17 protein-coding genes are annotated in these 18,242 nt (G+C 46.0%); 9 read left to right on the top strand and 8 right to left on the bottom strand.

Annotation, left to right across the window (positions count from 1 at the left end; genetic code table 11):
- Positions 1–11: 11 nt before the first annotated feature.
- Positions 12–4,400, bottom strand: coding sequence for a multifunctional 2',3'-cyclic-nucleotide 2'-phosphodiesterase/3'-nucleotidase/5'-nucleotidase (locus NST79_RS04325; protein ID WP_212059929.1), 4,389 nt, complete (start codon positions 4,398–4,400; stop codon positions 12–14).
- A gap of 242 nt (positions 4,401–4,642) precedes the next feature.
- Here NST79_RS04325 and yfkM point away from each other — a divergent pair, with 242 nt between their 5' ends.
- Entirely contained in the window at positions 4,643–5,161 is a 519-nt protein-coding gene (yfkM, locus tag NST79_RS04330; protein WP_212059927.1) for a type 1 glutamine amidotransferase domain-containing protein, read from the top strand.
- A gap of 39 nt (positions 5,162–5,200) precedes the next feature.
- On the opposite strand, the gene NST79_RS04335 is transcribed toward yfkM, so the two are convergent.
- Together NST79_RS04335 and NST79_RS04340 are read right to left on the bottom strand one after the other, a co-directional pair.
- A complete protein-coding gene (locus NST79_RS04335; protein WP_003233671.1) occupies positions 5,201–6,391 on the bottom strand; it encodes an MFS transporter in 1,191 nt (396 codons plus the stop codon).
- 92 nt (positions 6,392–6,483) lie between these two features.
- On the bottom strand, positions 6,484–6,699 hold the full coding sequence (locus NST79_RS04340) for a DUF1128 domain-containing protein (protein WP_003243712.1): 216 nt from the start codon (positions 6,697–6,699) through the stop codon (positions 6,484–6,486).
- A 202-nt stretch (positions 6,700–6,901) separates the two neighbouring features.
- Between NST79_RS04340 and yfkJ the strand changes: the two genes are divergently transcribed.
- From yfkJ to NST79_RS04355, 3 genes are read left to right on the top strand one after another with little or no spacing between them, the layout of a single operon-like run.
- Positions 6,902–7,372 carry a protein-tyrosine-phosphatase gene (gene yfkJ / locus NST79_RS04345; protein ID WP_019712686.1) on the top strand — a complete coding sequence of 157 codons (471 nt, stop codon included), beginning with the start codon at positions 6,902–6,904 and terminating at the stop codon, positions 7,370–7,372.
- Positions 7,373–7,389: 17 nt separating this feature from the next.
- On the top strand, positions 7,390–7,710 hold the full coding sequence (locus NST79_RS04350; protein ID WP_212059925.1) for a hypothetical protein: 321 nt from the start codon (positions 7,390–7,392) through the stop codon (positions 7,708–7,710).
- A 23-nt stretch (positions 7,711–7,733) separates the two neighbouring features.
- Positions 7,734–8,561, top strand: a complete 828-nt coding sequence (locus NST79_RS04355) for a YihY family inner membrane protein (RefSeq protein WP_003242564.1) — start codon at positions 7,734–7,736, stop codon at positions 8,559–8,561.
- Between the two features lie 198 nt (positions 8,562–8,759).
- Here NST79_RS04355 and NST79_RS04360 read toward each other — a convergent pair whose 3' ends face one another.
- Positions 8,760–9,935 (bottom strand): MFS transporter, encoded by a 1,176-nt coding sequence (locus NST79_RS04360; protein WP_003243008.1) that lies wholly within the window; start codon positions 9,933–9,935, stop codon positions 8,760–8,762.
- A gap of 167 nt (positions 9,936–10,102) precedes the next feature.
- Here NST79_RS04360 and cax point away from each other — a divergent pair, with 167 nt between their 5' ends.
- Positions 10,103–11,158 (top strand): calcium/proton exchanger, encoded by a 1,056-nt coding sequence (gene cax / locus NST79_RS04365; protein ID WP_003233658.1) that lies wholly within the window; start codon positions 10,103–10,105, stop codon positions 11,156–11,158.
- Between the two features lie 70 nt (positions 11,159–11,228).
- The gene (locus NST79_RS04370) at positions 11,229–12,023 is read left to right on the top strand and encodes a YfkD famly protein (RefSeq protein WP_003233657.1); all 795 of its coding nucleotides are present in this window, start codon (positions 11,229–11,231) and stop codon (positions 12,021–12,023) included.
- A gap of 38 nt (positions 12,024–12,061) precedes the next feature.
- Here NST79_RS04370 and mscC read toward each other — a convergent pair whose 3' ends face one another.
- Both mscC and yfkAB read right to left on the bottom strand, forming a co-directional pair.
- Positions 12,062–12,904, bottom strand: a complete 843-nt coding sequence (mscC, locus tag NST79_RS04375; protein ID WP_010886444.1) for a mechanosensitive ion channel protein MscC — start codon at positions 12,902–12,904, stop codon at positions 12,062–12,064.
- The gene (gene yfkAB / locus NST79_RS04380; protein WP_003233655.1) at positions 12,905–14,026 is read right to left on the bottom strand and encodes a radical SAM/CxCxxxxC motif protein YfkAB; all 1,122 of its coding nucleotides are present in this window, start codon (positions 14,024–14,026) and stop codon (positions 12,905–12,907) included.
- A gap of 144 nt (positions 14,027–14,170) precedes the next feature.
- Here yfkAB and NST79_RS04385 point away from each other — a divergent pair, with 144 nt between their 5' ends.
- Positions 14,171–14,356 carry an SE1561 family protein gene (locus tag NST79_RS04385; protein WP_003223132.1) on the top strand — a complete coding sequence of 62 codons (186 nt, stop codon included), beginning with the start codon at positions 14,171–14,173 and terminating at the stop codon, positions 14,354–14,356.
- A gap of 100 nt (positions 14,357–14,456) precedes the next feature.
- Positions 14,457–15,248 carry a delta-lactam-biosynthetic de-N-acetylase gene (gene pdaA, locus NST79_RS04390; RefSeq protein WP_003244439.1) on the top strand — a complete coding sequence of 264 codons (792 nt, stop codon included), beginning with the start codon at positions 14,457–14,459 and terminating at the stop codon, positions 15,246–15,248.
- A 36-nt stretch (positions 15,249–15,284) separates the two neighbouring features.
- Here the strand turns inward: pdaA and NST79_RS04395 are convergent, their stop codons facing one another.
- Both NST79_RS04395 and corA read right to left on the bottom strand, forming a co-directional pair.
- Entirely contained in the window at positions 15,285–16,145 is an 861-nt protein-coding gene (locus NST79_RS04395) for an NAD(P)-dependent oxidoreductase (protein ID WP_015715507.1), read from the bottom strand.
- 98 nt (positions 16,146–16,243) lie between these two features.
- Positions 16,244–17,203, bottom strand: coding sequence for a magnesium/cobalt transporter CorA (corA, locus tag NST79_RS04400; RefSeq protein ID WP_003233650.1), 960 nt, complete (start codon positions 17,201–17,203; stop codon positions 16,244–16,246).
- A 118-nt stretch (positions 17,204–17,321) separates the two neighbouring features.
- Here corA and NST79_RS04405 point away from each other — a divergent pair, with 118 nt between their 5' ends.
- Positions 17,322–18,185: a DNA-3-methyladenine glycosylase gene (locus tag NST79_RS04405; RefSeq protein WP_212059923.1), complete on the top strand. Its 864-nt coding sequence runs from the start codon at positions 17,322–17,324 to the stop codon at positions 18,183–18,185.
- Positions 18,186–18,242: the final 57 nt, after the last annotated feature.

Below are 18,242 nucleotides of genomic sequence, written 5' to 3' on the forward strand. Positions count from 1 at the left end.
CAGCTCTTTTTTTATGCCTGATTCGCTCTATTCTGTTTTCTCCTCTGATGTAAGTACATTGCCGTTCCGAGTGCGCTGATAAGAAATCCGGCCAACAGGATCGAGTACATGGATGTGGCTGTGTCCGGAAGCAGGCCGCCAGCCGGACCGTCTGTTCCTGATCCGCCCGAACCGTTTCCTCCAGAGCCGTTAGTCGGTTGAGTGCCGGGAGGCGTATCATTTCCTCCGTTTCCGTCAGTTGGCTGTTTTCCGCCTGGTTTGTCGGAGCCGCCGCCATGATTGCCGTCATCACCGCCTGTCGGTTGGTCGGACGGGAATGCCGGCGGTTTGTTGTTCGAACCGGAATTTAAGATCGTGTATTCGCTGAAGTGGTTTGTATATCCTGTCACCATATCATCGTCAACTGATCCGTTATCTGTCTTTGTGAAAGCTTTCTTTTTCCTGTCGACATGATAAATGGCAGGGTTATGGGCTTCTTCAATATCAAACATGCGAAGCGAAAGCTGAACGGGCTCCTTGAATGATTTTATTTCTTTTCCTTTTTGCTTTACTGTAAAGTCATATACATCTGCCAATGACACATTCAATTCTCCCGTCGACTTGATTCCGATTGCAGTGTCTGCAGTTTTAAGGTTCGCCATTGGCATCTTCATGCTGTACCAGTAGTTGAACACCGTCAATGAAGGATCTGACTCTCTTTCTTTCAAAAGTTTGACCTGATCTTTTTTTACTTTGAGATTGATAGGCTTCTCTTGTGATCCTTCATGTGTTCCGTAATAGACAAGCGGCGTGTTGGCATTTTTAGCGTAAATCTCAAATTTGTCTTCATCAAGTGTCCAGCTGCCGTCCTTCTGCTTTGTCGGCAGGAATACTTCTTTGATCCGTCCTTCAACTTTAGGAGAGACCTTGTTTCCTAGTTTTTTCAGCTGTTCGGTGAAAATCTCATAATCAACGTAGCCAAGGTCTTCACCATGGGAGGCTTCTGTAAAGACAGAATATCCGTCTCCACCGGCACCAACAAAATTATTTGTTGCCACGCGGTAGGTATCATCCGTATTTATAGCAACTTTGTCTCCGTTAGGCGATTCAATTTTCACTTCTAACACACGGTGTCCAGGTTTGTTGTTTAATGTAAAGGTATATTCGATTCCGGCCACCTGAGGGAAAGCGCCGCCGCCATTTTCCACATTGCTTAGGCCTTGTTCAAGGGCTTTTTTAATTTGTTTTCCGGTTAAATCGGCCACGTAAAGCGTATTGCCGAACGGCATCACGTTGAGCACCTCGCCGAGTGTGATATCACCTTTGTCAATGCCGGCTCTGATGCCGCCGCCATTTGTTATCGCTATTCTGGCGCCGGCTGCTTCTTTCGCTTTTGCCAGCATACCGTCCGCGATGAAGTTTCCGAGATTCGTTTCTTTCGTGCGCACATGCTCACGCTGGCCGTCAAGCGCCACATCCGTATAGCCGACTTTTTCATTTTTTACGTCTTCTAATTCACTTTTGAACTGATCAAGCTCTTGTTTTGCTTCTGCGTTTTCTTCTGTATGCTCATCAATTGGCAGCACGCTCAGATTTGATTTGTCTGTTTGCACAACGCCATTTTCATCAAACGCGACATCAACGCGCCCCAAGAATTGGCCGTATTCTTTTGCCTGTGCCACGATCGTCGGTTCTTCGTTGTTCACGACCTCCATTTTGTCTACGAGGGTGTGAGTGTGTCCGCCGATGATCAAATCAATGCCTTTTACTTTTTTGGCTAGCTCAAGATCCCGGTTATGCCCGATGTGGGTTAAAGCAATAATTTTATTTACCTTTTCTTCTTCTTGAATCGCTTTGACGGTGTTTTGTGCTGTTTCAAAGGCATCATTGAATACGATGCTTTTGCCCGGGCTTGATGTGGTGGCTGTATCTTCTGTTGTCAGGCCGAATACGGCGACTTTCTCCCCGTCAACGTCTAACAGAATGTAAGGGTGAATGCCGGCCTCTTTCTTTTCACCTGCCGTAAAGGTTTGCGGCTTTTTGACAAATGATTTCAGCTTGGGCTCATTTGACACATCTACGTTTGCACTGACAATCGGAAATTCCGGCGCTTCAAAGTGATAGCGGTTCGCCGGATCAACGGTTGCGCTGTTTCCGCTTAGAAAATCAGAAAGCACCGTCGGGCCTTTGTCAAATTCATGGTTCCCGAAGGTCATGGCGTCATAGCCCATCATGTTCATTATTTTCAGATCGGCCAAACCGTTCCATTTAGTAAAATACAGATCGCCGGAAAACACATCTCCCGCATCAAGGAGAATGTTGTGATTTGTTTCGCTGCGCACTTCGTTGATTTTCGTCATTCGTCTCGCTGCATCATCGAGATGGGCGTGCGTATCATTGGTGTGCATGACGGTCAGATCCCACAGTCCGTCTTTAGGAGGATCTGGATTTGAATCATCATCGAATTGCAGCTTATACACACCATAGCCTTCATTCGCAGACTTGCCTACATAAGCGACGTCGTCTGCTTTATCGGCAAATGGCTTGGCCAAAAGCGAGGATTCAAACGTCAGATTCGTGCCGGAAACAGGCGCGATTGACCAGTTGTTGTCTGCTTTTGGATTGACTGTTTTTTGTTCAATAATGTAATCCATCAGCACCTGCCTGTTTTCAACCGCAGAGCCGTGGACAATTTTATCGCTCGTCAGATGAGGGAACCCGCCGCCTCCGGACGCACGATAGTTATTGGTGACCACGAGAAATTCCTGGCTTGGGCTGATCGGCTTGCCTTCATAGGAAAGATTGATGATACGGGATGAATCCGCATTGATCACTTTTCCGTTCTCATTGTATTTAGCCGGTTTTGTCACATCGACCTGATATGTGACACCGTCAATCACGTCAAAATTATAGGAACGGAAATTCTCGTTCAGCAAGGTCTGATCGCCGCCTTTGGCTGGATCAATTTGATTGAATTGGCCTGCTGACATCTCCAGCCAGTCCTTGACCTCGCTGCCTGTCAGCTTGACGATTTGAACAGTATTATCGTAAAGATACAAGTCACCGACATTTTTAATCGCAAGATCTCCGGCTGGAATGTTTGTATAGTAATTGGCTCCGTTTCTGCCGCCTGCTTTAAACGGCGCCCCCGCAGACAAAATTGGAAGGTCCTTGTACTCAGTATCCTTCATTTCTTTTTCAGCATACCATTTTTGCGCGTCAGTCACGATCTGAATGGAAGGATCATCTTTGACCTGTGCAAAGAAGCTGTTAATATCTGCTTCGGTTTTGCCGACTGGCTTTCGGACATACTCCAGTGTGTTTTGGTGTGTTTGCTGAATGGTGTTTGTAACGGTTTCGTTTCTTGATGTGACGTTGCCAGCAATAGATTCAATACTTCCTTTGGAATCTGCTACCTTCCATGAGCCCTCTGCCTTTTCAAGCTTGAGGTCAATCACGCCTAAATATTTGCCCCAGCTGCTTGGCATGACGACAGGAATGCCGTTAATTGTTCCCTTTTCCACATTGAACTGAGCAACACCCGCATACTCGGCGGAAGGAAAGAGTCCGTGCTGATGGCCCGAGATAATCGCGTCAATGCCTTTCGTTTTGGTGGCAAGGTCAAATACGGCGTTTTCTGCACCTGATGATTGTGACTGCTTTTCAATGCCGGTGTGGGCGAGGGCAATAATGACATCTGCGCCTTCCGCCTTCATTTTCGGGATCGTTTCATTGGCGGATTCTACGATATCCTGCACCTGAACCTGCCCCTCGAGATTTTTTTTGTCCCATGTCATGATTTGCGGCGGGACAAAGCCTATGTAACCGACTTTTACTTTCTGCTCATTACCGTTTTCATCAATAAGGGTTTTTTCATTAATCACATACGGCGTATAACGGTTTTCGCCGCTAGTTGTTTTGACGTTGGCATTTACAATCGGGAAATCGGCTCCTTTGATTGTGCCGTCGAGAAAGTCGAGCCCGTAGTTGAATTCATGATTGCCAAGCGTTCCGGCGTCGTATTTCAGCGCATTCATGACGCTGATAATCGGATGGGTTTTCGTGCCGGAGATAATGTCGTCTTTTTGATATTTCACCGCGTATTCACCCAGCGGATTCCCTTGAATCAAGTCGCCGTTATCCACAAGCAGGGTGTTAGGGTTTTGCTCGCGGTGCTTTTGGATCAATTGCGCTGTTCTCGCCAGACCGAAATCCGCCGTTTCTTTGTCGCTGTAGTAATCGTAATCCATCATGTTGGCATGAATATCAGTCGTAGCCAAAATATTCAGATGCACCTGAGGAGCCGCGCTTTCTTCTGCATGAATGGGTGGTGTTGGGAGGATTAGGCTAAGTATCATAATTGGGGGCAAAAGAATACGGAGAATGTTTTCGACGTGTGTTCGTCTTTTCTGTATTCTCACCAGTTCTCCACCTTTCAACGAAATTTGTGTTACAGCTCCTATTGTAAGAATATTTTGTAACTATTTGTAGGTGTTTCTTTATGATTATTGTAAAAGGGAGAAAAATGAGTATTATGTAGCAGTATCAAGCGACAAATACTGGGTATTTATGCTTATCGTTTGTCACAATCGCGGAATGTTTATTTTAGTGTGGCTGGGGTAGAGTGTTTTATGTAGACATATAAAGCGGGAGGTTATGAATCATGGGGAAAAAAATTGCAGTGGTTTTAACAGATTATTTTGAGGACAGCGAGTACACTGAGCCTGCGAAAGCTTTTAAAGAAGCGGGACATGAACTGACTATCATCGAAAAAGAAAAAGGAAAAACAGTAAAAGGCAAGCAGGGAAAAGCGGAAGTGACGGTTGACGCGTCCATTGACGACGTAAACCCTTCAGACTTTGATGCGCTTTTGATTCCCGGAGGATTTTCACCAGACCAGCTTCGCGCTGACGATCGTTTCGTCCAATTTACAAAAGCGTTTATGACTGACAAAAAGCCGGTATTCGCCATTTGCCACGGCCCGCAGCTTTTAATCAATGCGAAAGCGCTCGACGGCCGAAAAGCGACGGGCTATACGTCCATTCGTGTTGACATGGAAAACGCCGGTGCCGACGTTGTGGACAAGGAAGTGGTTGTTTGCCAGGATCAATTGGTCACTAGCCGCACACCGGACGATATACCGGCATTTAACCGCGAGTCATTGGCATTGCTTGAGAAATAAGAAAAAACGGACGCTCTTGGGCGTCCGTTTTTTTGTTGCTTAGGCTTGAGCACCTGTCAGTTTCTTGTACCTGTAATACAAGAAAGCAGCTGCAGCCGTTCCGATGACCGCAATGCCGAAGTCGAATATGAAAATATGGGCGATGCCCCCCGCTTTTGCGATAAGCCCTGTTGCAATCGGCAGCAGAATTGATGCAAGACTTGAAGCGGTCGCTACAATTCCGGTAACGGTTCCTTTTCGCTTCCAGAAAAGCTCTGTCATTAACGTAATGGTAATTTGAAACACACCCGCAGTTGAAAAGCCTAAGAAAAAGGCAGTGATGTCCAGCACAACTGGGATATGAACGGTCAGCATGACTGCGAGCGTACATAAAGTAATAATAGGATATAAGAGCGTTATGAAGACAGGTTTGACCCATCTATTCAGCAAAACGGCTAATAATAAAACAGATGCCAGAGATCCTATACTATAATAGCTCAGCAATTGTACAGATGCTGATTCAGCTAAACCGGCTGCCTTTTGCGCGTAGCTCGGGAGCCAGATTTGAGAAACCGTAAATAAAGCCGTGGATGTAAAACCGATGATAATCAGTGCGGTGCCTTCCTTCTGAAAAACGGGTTCAGACAAGAAAACGGGAGATTCCTGTTGGCCGCTATTAGTTGGTTTCTTATGTTTTTTAGGAAACGAAAGCGTTGATAAATAAATAATATTCAGGAGATAGACCGCTGCCGGCAGATAAAAAGCAAATCCGTAAAACATGCTGTGGTCTGATAAAAATGTGATCAAAAGCGGCAAAAGTGCGGCCCCGACAGACATAAAGGCTTTGACCAAGACATTCGCCGAACCGGAAGCAGACGGAAAGAGCTCGGTTAGGGCCGGATATGTTCCGGCATCCATCGCTGAATTTGCGACTCCGGCTAATAAGGCGAACACAAACGCCAGCTCATAGCTCGGTGATAAAGGAATACCGACTAAAAAGACGGCCATAATTCCCGCAGAAGCGACAACAAGCGGCTTTCTGCCGATTTTATCTGATAGAACGCCGGAAATGCCGTATGTCAGAAGTTTGCCAAACCCGATAGCGGCAATGACATAACTGATGCCGGTCGGATCGGTATTCCACTGTTTTGTTAATGAAGACATATTGGATGCGAGAATGATGTTGACCATCCCCAGAAAGAAGTAGTTGATATACATTCCGGATGCTGTTTTGATAGATGTCGTTTGCATGCTTGTACTCCTTCAAATCTTATTCGAACACTTTGCTGTTTTGGTTTGGGGAAATGATAAAAAAGACTCGCCGAGTTTCCGGCCAGTCTCCATTATTTACGAAGCGAGGCTAATTCTTGAGCAATCGCCTGCATTTCACTTGGGCTGAATGATTCTTTTTTCATCACCATTCTGTGAAGGTACGTGAGGTCTTCAATCTTCTCATCACTGAAATCCTCCGCTTTGATTACGCCGACGTTCAGCATGTTCAGCTTTTGGGAAATCTCTTCAATCATTTGAGTTAATGTTTCTGTATTTGGGCTGGACAAAGGGTTCCATCCTTTCTATGCGCAATATAGGTATGTTTTATTCTAACAGAATTCCATCAGAAAAAAACCCTATTCTAAAAGCAGGCTGTTCATTCCAAAAAAGTGAAGACATCAGTTGAAAAGAAAATGAACATCCTACTAAGATATTCATGAAGGTTTCTTTTTAGAGAAATAGGGGCAAAGAATAGGGAGGTTGGACAATATGATAAGCGTGTTATTTGTTTGTTTAGGTAACATTTGCCGGTCTCCGATGGCGGAAGCGATTTTTCGGGACCTTGCAGCCAAAAAAGGATTAGAGGAGAAAATCAAGGCGGACTCAGCGGGAATCGGCGGCTGGCACATCGGCAATCCGCCGCATGAGGGAACGCAGGAGATATTGCGCAGAGAAGGAATCAGCTTTGATGGCATGCTGGCGCGTCAAGTCAGCGAACAGGATCTGGCCGATTTTGATTACATCATTGCAATGGATGCAGAAAATATCGGAAGCCTCAGAAGCATGGCGGGATTTAAAAACACCTCGCATATCAAAAGGCTTTTGGACTATGTTGAAGATTCAGATCTTGCCGACGTTCCCGATCCTTACTACACAGGGAATTTTGAAGAAGTCTGCCAATTAATCAAATCGGGCTGTGAGCATCTGCTTGCGTCTATTCAAAAAGAAAAACAATTGTGAGTGAAAGGAGAATTTGCATGAACAACGAACGGTTAATGCTGAAAGGGATATTTCTCGGAGCTGCGGCAGGCGCGGCGTTATCACTGCTCCATAAGCCGACAAGACAGGCGTGCGGCATGAGATGGCTGACATGCAAGCATAAACTTTCACTGTATAAAAGCAATCCGGAGCTGTTAAAAAACACTGTCATCACAAAAGTGGATGAGGCCAAAAAGCTCGCCCAAACGCTTTCAAAGGAAGTCGACTTTGTGAACCAGCAGGTGAAAGAGCTGAAGAAAACAACGCCGCAAGTGATGGAACTTCTGCAAGAAACGAAAGAGCATTTTTCAAAAAAATGATCAAACATGCGAGGTGAGACGACATGAGTTTTTTGAAAGAGCTTTTCAGCAGATACACCCTTCATGAAGGACAAAGTAAATCAGCGGAGCTGGCGTATTTTTTTCTATTGTCACTGTTTCCGTTTTTGATTTTTATGCTGACGCTCACCGCGTATCTTCCGCTTTCTACCGATGATGTTTTAGGAGTCATAGAACAATATGCTCCCGCCAGTGCAATGTCTCTCGTTGAATCCATTACCCATCAAACCTTAAATAATCGAAATGGCGGTTTGCTGTCATTCGGGATTATCGCCGCATTATGGTCTGCGTCTAATGGAATGAACGCGATCGTCCGGTCGCTAAACCACGCGTATGATGTGGAAGAAAACCGCTCTTTTATCATTGTTCGTCTAACCTCGATTTTTTTGACGATTGCCATGGTATTTACGATTTTAGTGGCTTTGCTTCTGCCGGTATTTGGCCGGGAGATTGGAAGGCTCGCTTCTGACTTTGTCGGCGCGTCGGATCTGTTTTTATCCGTCTGGGCCGCCATTCGCTGGGGTGTCAGTCCGCTTGTGCTGTTGATTGTTTTTTCCGCGCTGTATGTGATTGCGCCGAACAAAAAGCTGTCTCTCCGGTTTGTCATGCCGGGTGCGGTCTTTGCGACTATCGGCTGGATCATTGTCAGCACATTGTTTTCATTTTACGTCAGCACGTTTGCGAACTATAGCGCCACTTACGGGAGCATCGGGGGAATCATCGTTCTGATGATTTGGTTTTACTTGAGCGGCATTTTAATTATCCTAGGTGGAGAAATCAACGCTCTTTTACATAAACGTAAAAAGCTTCCTGATGAAAATCCCTACCATTAGCGCACCCTATAAACGAACTTCGGTTCAAAAAGAAGTCGGGGGGATATCGTGATGACCAAGCATACGAAAAAAGGCGGAAGCCATAACAAACAAAACTCGAAAAGCAAATCGAGCCATAAAACAAGCGGAAGCGCCAACGGACAAAACGGCTACCATTAGCATAAAAGCCTCCTGACATGATGTCGGGAGGCTTTTTGATTAAGAAGATGAAGAATAGGTTTCAGCCGGTGACCAGCTTTTCGGTTTGCCCAGCACAAGGGCCAGCCACACAGCGCTAAGCGTGAGAGTAATGAAGTAGAACAAGTTTGCGCTTTCAAATGTCTGCATATACCAGCCGCCGGCAACTGGGCCGAGGATGCTGCCGAGACTGAATGTAATGCCGCAAAGCAGGTTCCCCGCCGGCAGGAGGTGAGGCGGAAGAAGGTCTGTCATATAGCTGATGCCAAGTGTAAAGGTTGATCCGACTGCCATTCCTGCAATAAAAAAGCAGCCGCCGATCACGTAAGGCGAAGGAAATACACCGGCGATGAAAAAGCAAAGAGCCCCAGTCAGTAAAATCACCAGCAGCACATTCCGCCTGCCGTATTTATCGCTGAGGATGCCGAGCGGAAACTGAAAGATAATGCTTCCAATCGCAAATGCGGGAAGGATGATCGCTACTGCGTCTACTGATATCCCCAAACGGAGCGCGTACACCGGAAAGCTTCCGTTCAGCGCCGTTTCCAGAAAGCCGTAGCCAAATGTAGGCATAAAGGCAACCCACCCAAACAGCATGGCCTGATAAAATCGCCTGAAACTATTGTCTGATTTGGTTTCATGAGGACTGGTTTCCGGGTATGCATTTTGTAGAAAGAAAACAAAAAGCCACGCAAACAGACTGATGCAGCCGGACACGATAAAAGGAAGCGACGGACTCAGCTTGACAAGCGGCACCATGAACGGGCCTGCGGCAAAGCCAAGGCCAAAGGAAAGCCCGTAAATAGACAGGTTTCTTCCGCGATTTTGTTTTGATGACATGGAGGTCACCCACGTTTGCGTAGAAAAGTGAAGCATGTGGTCGCCGATTCCAATGAACAGGCGAAGCAGGAACCAGACCCAAACTGACTGAAGCCAAATAAATCCGAATAAGCTTAAAATGACAATGCTTCCGCCCATGACGATCAGCGGCTTGAATCCGAGCTTTCTGAGCGGCGCTTCCATAAACGGCGAAGCCAAAAGCACACCGATATACAGCCCGGTCGCGTGCAGGCCGTTGATAGCAGCGGATTCTCCATTTGTTTCAAAAATGATTGAAATGACAGGCAGCAGCATGCCTTGTGAAAACCCGGAAATGGATACGAGCAAGACAAGGATAAAGAAATGAAATCGTGACATCGTGTCAGTTCTCCTTATGTGGAATCTATGTTGATCGTACAATGTTTTCCAAAAGCAGGCAACCTGAAAAAAGCCTATATCACGCTATACATTTGCCCTCGTGTAATCATGAAGGTTTTTGTGAAGAATAAAAATAAAACAAGTCATAAAAAAGGAGCTATTTCACCATGAATCGTATCTTTTTTATTTTAGTGGCGGCCGGTGTTCCGCTTTCTGTGATTGGCAGTTTGATGCATTGGCCTTCCGCGGTTCTATTTGCCGTTTATTGCGTGACGATTATCGCTCTTGCAAGCTATATGGGGAGGGCGACAGAATCACTGTCCATCATTGCAGGACCGCGTATCGGCGGTTTGTTGAATGCAACCTTCGGGAATGCGGTGGAGCTGATTATTTCCCTTTTTGCATTAAAAGAAGGCCTGACAGGAATCGTGCTTGCCTCTTTAACCGGTTCAGTGCTGGGGAACCTGTTGCTGGTAGCGGGCCTATCGTTTTTTGTCGGCGGTTTAAAATATAAGCGGCAGGAATTTAATATCCATGATGCCCGCCATAACTCCGGGCTTCTGATTTTTGCCATCATTGTCGCCTTTGTGATTCCGGAGGTATTCTCTGTTGGTATGGGAAACGCCAGCAAGCTCAATTTAAGCATCGGCATCAGCATCATTATGATTCTGTTGTATGTGGCGGCGCTGTACTTTAAACTTGTCACGCATCGGGGCGTTTATCAGCCGAATAATGCCGCTCAGTCTGAAGAAGAGGAAGAGCCGGAATGGTCAGGGAAGGTTGCGACGATTGTCTTGTTTGCGGCAACGATTGTGGTTGCATACATATCCGAAAACCTGGTCCATACCTTTCACTCGGTTGCTGAACAGTTCGGGTGGAGCGAGCTGTTTATCGGGGTCATCATCGTGGCGATTGTAGGAAATGCGGCGGAGCACGCGTCAGCGATTATTATGGCCTTCAAAAATAAAATGGACATTGCGGTTGAAATTGCAGTCGGCTCTACGCTGCAGATCGCTATGTTTGTCGCACCGGTTCTCGTCATCTGTTCTATCTTTTTTCCGACAAGCATGCCGCTTGTATTTACATTGCCGGAGCTCGTCGCGATGGTATCAGCGGTTCTCTTGATGATCGCGATTTCGAATGACGGGGATTCCAACTGGTTTGAAGGGGCGACACTGCTTGCTGCATATGTCATTATGGCGATCGGCTTTTTCCTTCTTTAACCTGAAAAAATGATGGATAACAACAAAGCGGGATGAAAAGACTAAGGGAAAATGCCATAGAAAGAGTGATATGATGAAAAAGCTATTTCATTCCACACTTATCGTGTTGTTATTCTTTAGTTTTTTCGGCGTTCAGCCCATCCACGCGAAAAAGCAGTTTAAGGTTCCTAATTCTGTCGCAAGCATTTCAAAGGAAAACACGTATCCGAATGCTTCACAGGATCAGCCAATGCTTCAGCCGAGCAAGCTGGCAAAGGAATTGCTCGATCATTCTGAGGTAAAGATTGAAAATCCGCATCTCATCAAAATGCTGAATGAATCCAACATATCCGGCACACCGCTTGCAGTAGGGTACCGGGCGACAATATTTCTCGGGAAATGGGCGCTCGGCTATGAATCAAATGAAACAGTCGCAAACTGGGAATATAAAAAAATCAATACAAACCGTGCGGATAACCGCGGCGGGAAAGAAACTGCTGAAATGCATTATGCCCAGGAACAGCAGTACAGAGTGAAGGGTGGCTTGACAGCTAAAGTTCCAAATGCTGAAGATGTCAAAAGCATGATGATGCAAAAAGCAATGAAGAAAACGAACCTCCCGCTTGCATTTGAGACGGTCATTGGGGCTGGCACAAAACGGGATCAGATTTATAAAGTCGCTCCTAAAAAAATCGGTTATCTACATGCATATGCACCGGCTGTGAATGAAAAAGGAAAAGTGACTTACGGAGAAGTGTACTTAGTGCTGAAAGGAAATAAACGAAAACTCGTCGTGAAAAATGTCACGTCACAGGGAATCGGCGCGTGGATTCCAGTTCAAGATCATGTCACGTTTGGTTTTCAGCTTTCCTCACTGCCAAGATAAATAAAAAACTGATTCCAACTCGGAATCAGTTTTTTTGTTTATTGGGTTCTCTCAATTCGGACCGCTTCCTCAAGCATTTGCACATTGTTTTGGTAGAGCTGGCGAACGAGAACCCGTCTTACTGCAAGGCTGGCACTGAAATAATCATCATCTTTCACCATGCCTTTAACCGTAAATTCGACGCCGCGATTGATTTTATTCAATGCGGTGATGCCGTGGATTTGAAATGGTTCTGTCGGATTGCCGAATTCATCCCGCTTCAATGAATCACGAAGCTCTTCATTCAGCATGTCACATGCCTCTTCCAACACGCTGTACACGCGGTCCGGATCTTCTTTAAAGCTGATAAGAAAGGATTCGGTAATCCGCATAAAATCAATATTATAGTTCTCTATTTGTCTGACCTCGCCGTTGCTGATGGTGAGCAGCTTCCCGCTCCATTCCCGGATTTGCAGCGAGCGGAGGCCGATTTCCTCCACTGTTCCGTTGAACAAGTTGTTGACGGTGACATAATCGCCTTTGTGCAGCTGGCGTTCATATATTAAGAACACACCAGCCAGCACATCTTTGATCAGCGATTGGGCGCCAAAACCGATCACGATACCTGCTACGCCCGCCCCGGCCAATATCTTGCCGAAATCATGCACAAATAAAGAAATAACGTAAAAAATAAAACCAATTGTCGCCGTATACTGGGTGACAGAACGGACAAGGCTTTCAATCGTTTTTTCCTTTTTTTCTTCAATAAAATCCGTCCGTTTAAAAAATAGCTGTACCAGCCGGTTGATGATAAAGACACCGATCCAAAGGATAACGGCAACGAGGAGAATATCGACGATTTTATTTTGAAAAATCTCCGTAAGTGTTTCTTTCATCCGCATCTAACTCCTGGCTTGACGTTTTGTGAAGTCTGTATCCTGATAATAACTGTTTTTGACAAGAACATTCGGTCCGAGGCACCGGACATTCGGGCAGTGGCAACTTAGTTCCTTCGCAAGCTTGGTCTCTCTCCACTTTTCATAGGCGGAAGGGAGGCTGTCCGTCTGAATGTTGCCAAGCGGCGGGGTATCACCGAAATCGGTCACGATAATGTTTCCATCGAAAATGTTCACATTCAGGCGGGATCGGCCGTCAGGGTCATTTCGCACTGTGACGTTTTTCGCCGCGCGAAGCCGGCGAAGCAGCTTTTGGTCGTCTTCGTCCGGACTGCAGGCATAAAACGGCAGCGTTCCGAACAGCATCCACGTATTTTCATCACGAATATCCAGCAAGCGGTGAATGGCCTGTCTCATCTCTTTCAGGCTGAGGGATTCAAGAGCGCTTGCGAAATCGCTTGGATACATTGGGTGGACCTCGTGACGCTGACATTTCATATCTTCTGTGATTTGGCGGTGAATATGCTCAATATGCGGAAGAGTTCGTTTGTTCAGCATCGTTTCCGCAGATACCATTACTCCGGCATCCACGAGCGTGCGGCTGTTTTCGATCATTTTTTCAAAATAGCGCGCGCGCTGTTCGAAGGTCGGTTTTCTGTCCATCATGGCAAAGCCGATTTCAGCAAAATCTTCAACTGTACCCCAGTTATGAGAAATATGTAGCACATCGAGATACGGAATGATCCATTCGTACCGCTCGATGTCGAGGGTCAGATTTGAATTAATTTGTGTCCGCACACCCCGTTCATGGGCATATTTCAATAAAGGAACAACATATTCTTTTACTGATTTCAACGAAAGCATCGGCTCTCCGCCTGTGATGCTGATGGATCTGAGGCGCGGGATTTCCTCCAGCCGTTTTAACAGAAGATCTATTGGCAGAGCATTCGGGTCTTTAGGCTGCAATGTATAGCCTACAGCACAATGCTCGCATCTCATATTGCACAGTGTCGTCGTTGTGAATTCAACGTTTGTCAGCTGCATGTCTCCGTATTGGTCAACATCCATATAGGCTTCCCAAGGGTCAAACTCGGGCGTAATCGGACGCAGCTTCGTGTTTTGTGTCATGACTATCTAACTCCTTTATTAATGGGCATACTAACGCTGCCAACAGTTAATTTTAGACCTGATTTGCCAAGATCGCAAGTAGCGCGGCGATTGAAAAACGGCAAAAAATGAGCTACCATAATAAAAAATGAATGGAGGAACAGAATGGGGAACGCCGTAAACAATAAAGATCAGCAGATTGATTATTTAAAGAACAGACTTGACATGTTTATGAACGTCATCGATTCATTAGACCCTGAAGCAACCGACGTTGAAGATATAGACAGGCTTATCAGCATGCTTGATGACCTGGAAGCCAAATACGAACGTTTTAAAAAAGATTGGGAATAAAACCGCGTGCCCGCCGCGGTTTTTTTATTGGCATAAAGCAACAGTATAAAACAAAGCCCCTATCTGTAAAATAAGAAAAAATGCAGAAGGAGCGCTGGCCATGAAGTGGATGTGTTCAATATGCTGCGCCGCCGTATTGCTTGCCGGAGGTGCAGCACAGGCGGAAGCGGTGCCGAATGAGCCGATTAATTGGGGCTTTAAACGAAGTGTCAATCATCAGCCGCCAGATGCCGGGAAGCAGCTGAACAGTTTGATTGAAAAATATGACGCGTTTTATTTAGGGAATACAAAGGAAAAAACGATTTACTTAACGTTTGATAACGGATATGAAAATGGCTATACGCCAAAAGTGCTTGATGTCTTAAAAAAACATCGCGTAACAGGAACGTTTTTTGTCACCGGGCATTTCGTAAAGGACCAGCCTCAGCTGATCAAACGAATGTCAGATGAGGGCCATATTATCGGCAACCATTCCTTTCACCATCCGGATTTAACGACAAAAACAGCTGATCAGATTCAGGATGAACTTGATTCAGTCAACGAAGAGGTTTATAAAATTACGGGAAAGCAGGACAACCTGTATTTGCGTCCGCCGCGCGGCGTGTTCAGTGAGTACGTACTGAAAGAAACGAAACGCCTCGGCTATCAAACCGTTTTCTGGTCGGTCGCTTTTGTTGATTGGAAAATCAACAACCAAAAGGGAAAGAAATATGCCTACGATCATATGATCAAGCAGGCGCACCCGGGAGCCATTTACCTGCTTCACACCGTATCGAGGGACAATGCAGAAGCGCTGGATGACGCGATTACAGATCTGAAAAAACAGGGCTACACATTTAAAAGCATTGATGATCTGATGTTTGAGAAAGAAATGAGGCTGCCGTCCTTGTAATGAGAAGAGCCTCTCCTGAAATGGAGAGGCTTTTCTTTATTTTATACATTTAATCAGTGCGGCCCAGTCCAGATCTCCGAAGCCCTGTTCAATCCCGCTTTCAAAATGGCTCTTGGCCAGCTCGGCAAGAGGAAGATTTGCAGAAACCCGTTTTGCGGCGGCGAGTGCCAGGTTGGTATCCTTCAGCCCTAAAGACATTTTGAAGCCGGCCGGCTCAAATTTCTGCTCGGCCATAATGGTTCCGTAATTTTGATAGACTGGAGAACCAAAGAGCGCGCTGGCGATTTCTAAAAATTGTTTTTGTTCTAAGCCGTATTTCTCCATCATTAAGAAGGATTCAGATAACGCCTCCAGCATGGACACGAGCAAGAAATTGATGCTGATTTTGGCTGCATTTGCCGTCTTGCTTTCTTCGCCGACGTCAAATACTTGCTGGCTCAGGCTGTCGAGCAGAGGCTTGGCAGCTTGCTTTGCTTCCGCCGGTCCGGCTGTTATGATACGGAGCGCGGCTTTGGCTGCGGCATCCGGTCTGCCAAGGACAGGAGCGGCGAGAAAAAATTGTCCTTTCTCTGCATGAGCCGCTGCGAGCTTTTCTGAGAACTCAACACTGATTGTGCTCATCGAGATGTGAATGCCGTTCTCTGCTAATCCTTCAAGCAGCCCGTCTTCTCCGAATGTCACGGTGCTGACAGAATCATCATCTGCAAGCATTGTGATGACAATATCAGCGGATTTTGCCGCCAGCCGCGGCGTATCAGCTGCCTGTGCGCCTTCTGTGACAAGGTCTTCTGTCTTTTGTTTCGTCCGGTTATAGACAGTCAATTCGTAGCCTGCTTGAAGAACATTTCGGGCAATGGGCTGTCCCATATTGCCGAGTCCGATGACAGCAATTTTCAATCTAATCACTCCCTGAATATTTTTTCCATTATAAACAATATGAACAGAATATGCATAGCGATCGGCTTACAACAAAAAAGAACAGCTGCTCGCTGTCCTCATTTAAAAATATTGAACCATCCTTTATGTACAAACCAAATCAGCATTCCAATCACAAGCGCGGCCATCAGGCCAAGTACAGCGAAATATCCGTATTTCCAATGCAGTTCCGGCATAAAGTCGAAGTTCATACCGTATACACCGGCAATAAAGGTGAGCGGGATGAAAATGGTTGATACGATCGTCAGTGTCATCATAATCGCATTCATCCGGTTTGAGTTTAGCGTCACGTAGCTGTCACGCAAGTCGGACGTCATGTCACGGTTGGATTCCACAATTTCAGACAACTTTAACAAATGATCATATATGTCGCTGAAATAGGCTTTCGTTTCCCGCTGCTCTTTCACATGGTCAAGGCTTAAAATCCGGTAGAGCAAATCACGCATCGGGATAATCGTCCGTCTCAAATGCAATAGGTCTGTTCTGAGATCAAACACCTCGTTCATCAGCGTTCCATACGTTTTGTGGGGACGGCTTTCTTCAATTTCATTCAGCCGGTCTTCAATTTTATACACGAGAGGAAAATATTCATCAACAAGCTGATCCATGATCATATAAGAAATATGCCCGGGCCCTTTTTTCAATATGTCCGGTGAAGCATACAAACGCTCCCGGACTTTAGCGATACCGGGCGTTTCGTGTAAATGAAAGGTGACGACAAATTTTTCGCCTTGAAAGATATCGACTTCCTCCGTCTCAAGTGTTTCCTTATTCAGCGCATGAATCACGTAAAAACGATAGCCGTCATAATGGTCAAGCTTTGGCCGCTGCATATGCTGGAAGCAATCCTCAATGGCAAGCGGGTGAAAATGAAAAAAATCTCTCAATAACGCCGTTTCCGTATCCTCCGGGCCGTAAAAATCAACCCAGTACCATGCAATATCAGGCTGTTCCACTCGTTCGATCGGTATATTTTTCAGCAGCTGATGCTCTGTTGTGATTGCGGTAATGTTGATCATAAACAACCCTCCACCTGCCATTATATCATGCGGTCTTTATGAGAAAAGTATACGGTACTCTCTGCCTAATTCCAGCGGCATGTTATACTGAACAAAAACGGAAAAAAGGGTGGATCTCATGTGGAAGGAAAAAGTATCTGTCACGCCTCCGTATCATTTTGACCGCGTGCTGGACAGGCTGTCTTTAGACCCCCTCAATGCTGTCGATCGAGAGGCGAGAGAAGTCCGCGTGCCGATCAGAAATCATGCGGGAGACGTATGTATTGTAAAAGTACAGGCGTTAGGCTATGCTGACGAGCCTGAGTTTCACGTTAGCGGGGAAACCGATCAGGGAGAAATGATGAAGGAAATCAAGCGGATTTTTCAATGGGAAAATCATTTGCAGCACGTTCTGGATCATTTTTCAAAAACGAGCCTGTCCGCCATTTTTGAAGAGCATGCCGGGACGCCGCTTGTTCTGGACTACAGCGTGTACAACTGCATGATGAAATGCATTATCCACCAGCAGCTCAATCTTTCCTTCGCTTACACGCTAACAGAACGGTTTGTTCATGCGTTTGGCGAGCAGAAGGATGGCGTGTGGTGCTATCCAAAGCCGGAAACGATTGCGGAACTCGATTATCAGGATCTGCGTGATCTGCAATTCAGCATGAGAAAAGCGGAATACACCATTGATACATCAAGGATGATCGCAGAAGGCACACTCAGCTTGTCAGAGCTGCCGCATATGGCGGATGAAGACATTATGAAGAAACTGATCAAAATCAGGGGTATCGGCCCGTGGACCGTGCAAAACGTCCTCATGTTCGGACTTGGCCGTCCCAATTTATTCCCGCTTGCCGATATCGGCCTCCAGAATGCCATCAAACGCCACTTTCAGCTGGACGATAAGCCGGCAAAGGATGTCATGCTGGCGATGAGCAAGGAGTGGGAGCCTTATTTAAGCTATGCGTCTTTGTATTTGTGGAGGAGTATAGAATAATTCGTCTGACAATGAAGGAAATCCTGCAAACGTGTTATACTAGAAAGATGTGAAAAA

Source organism: Bacillus sp. PS196, assembly GCF_037963555.1.
Lineage (GTDB): Bacteria > Bacillota > Bacilli > Bacillales > Bacillaceae > Bacillus > Bacillus subtilis.

Coding starts and splice junctions, on each gene's coding strand:
- NST79_RS04355 (WP_003242564.1), top strand. CDS start 7,734: ATGAGTTTTTTGAAAGAGCTTTTCAGCAGATACACCCTTCATGAAGGA.
- corA (WP_003233650.1), bottom strand. CDS start 17,203: ATGATCAACATTACCGCAATCACAACAGAGCATCAGCTGCTGAAAAAT.
- pdaA (WP_003244439.1), top strand. CDS start 14,457: ATGAAGTGGATGTGTTCAATATGCTGCGCCGCCGTATTGCTTGCCGGA.
- yfkJ (WP_019712686.1), top strand. CDS start 6,902: ATGATAAGCGTGTTATTTGTTTGTTTAGGTAACATTTGCCGGTCTCCG.
- mscC (WP_010886444.1), bottom strand. CDS start 12,904: ATGCGGATGAAAGAAACACTTACGGAGATTTTTCAAAATAAAATCGTC.
- yfkAB (WP_003233655.1), bottom strand. CDS start 14,026: ATGACACAAAACACGAAGCTGCGTCCGATTACGCCCGAGTTTGACCCT.
- NST79_RS04335 (WP_003233671.1), bottom strand. CDS start 6,391: ATGCAAACGACATCTATCAAAACAGCATCCGGAATGTATATCAACTAC.
- cax (WP_003233658.1), top strand. CDS start 10,103: ATGAATCGTATCTTTTTTATTTTAGTGGCGGCCGGTGTTCCGCTTTCT.
- NST79_RS04405 (WP_212059923.1), top strand. CDS start 17,322: ATGTGGAAGGAAAAAGTATCTGTCACGCCTCCGTATCATTTTGACCGC.
- NST79_RS04385 (WP_003223132.1), top strand. CDS start 14,171: ATGGGGAACGCCGTAAACAATAAAGATCAGCAGATTGATTATTTAAAG.
- NST79_RS04360 (WP_003243008.1), bottom strand. CDS start 9,935: ATGTCACGATTTCATTTCTTTATCCTTGTCTTGCTCGTATCCATTTCC.
- NST79_RS04370 (WP_003233657.1), top strand. CDS start 11,229: ATGATGAAAAAGCTATTTCATTCCACACTTATCGTGTTGTTATTCTTT.
- NST79_RS04350 (WP_212059925.1), top strand. CDS start 7,390: ATGAACAACGAACGGTTAATGCTGAAAGGGATATTTCTCGGAGCTGCG.
- yfkM (WP_212059927.1), top strand. CDS start 4,643: ATGGGGAAAAAAATTGCAGTGGTTTTAACAGATTATTTTGAGGACAGC.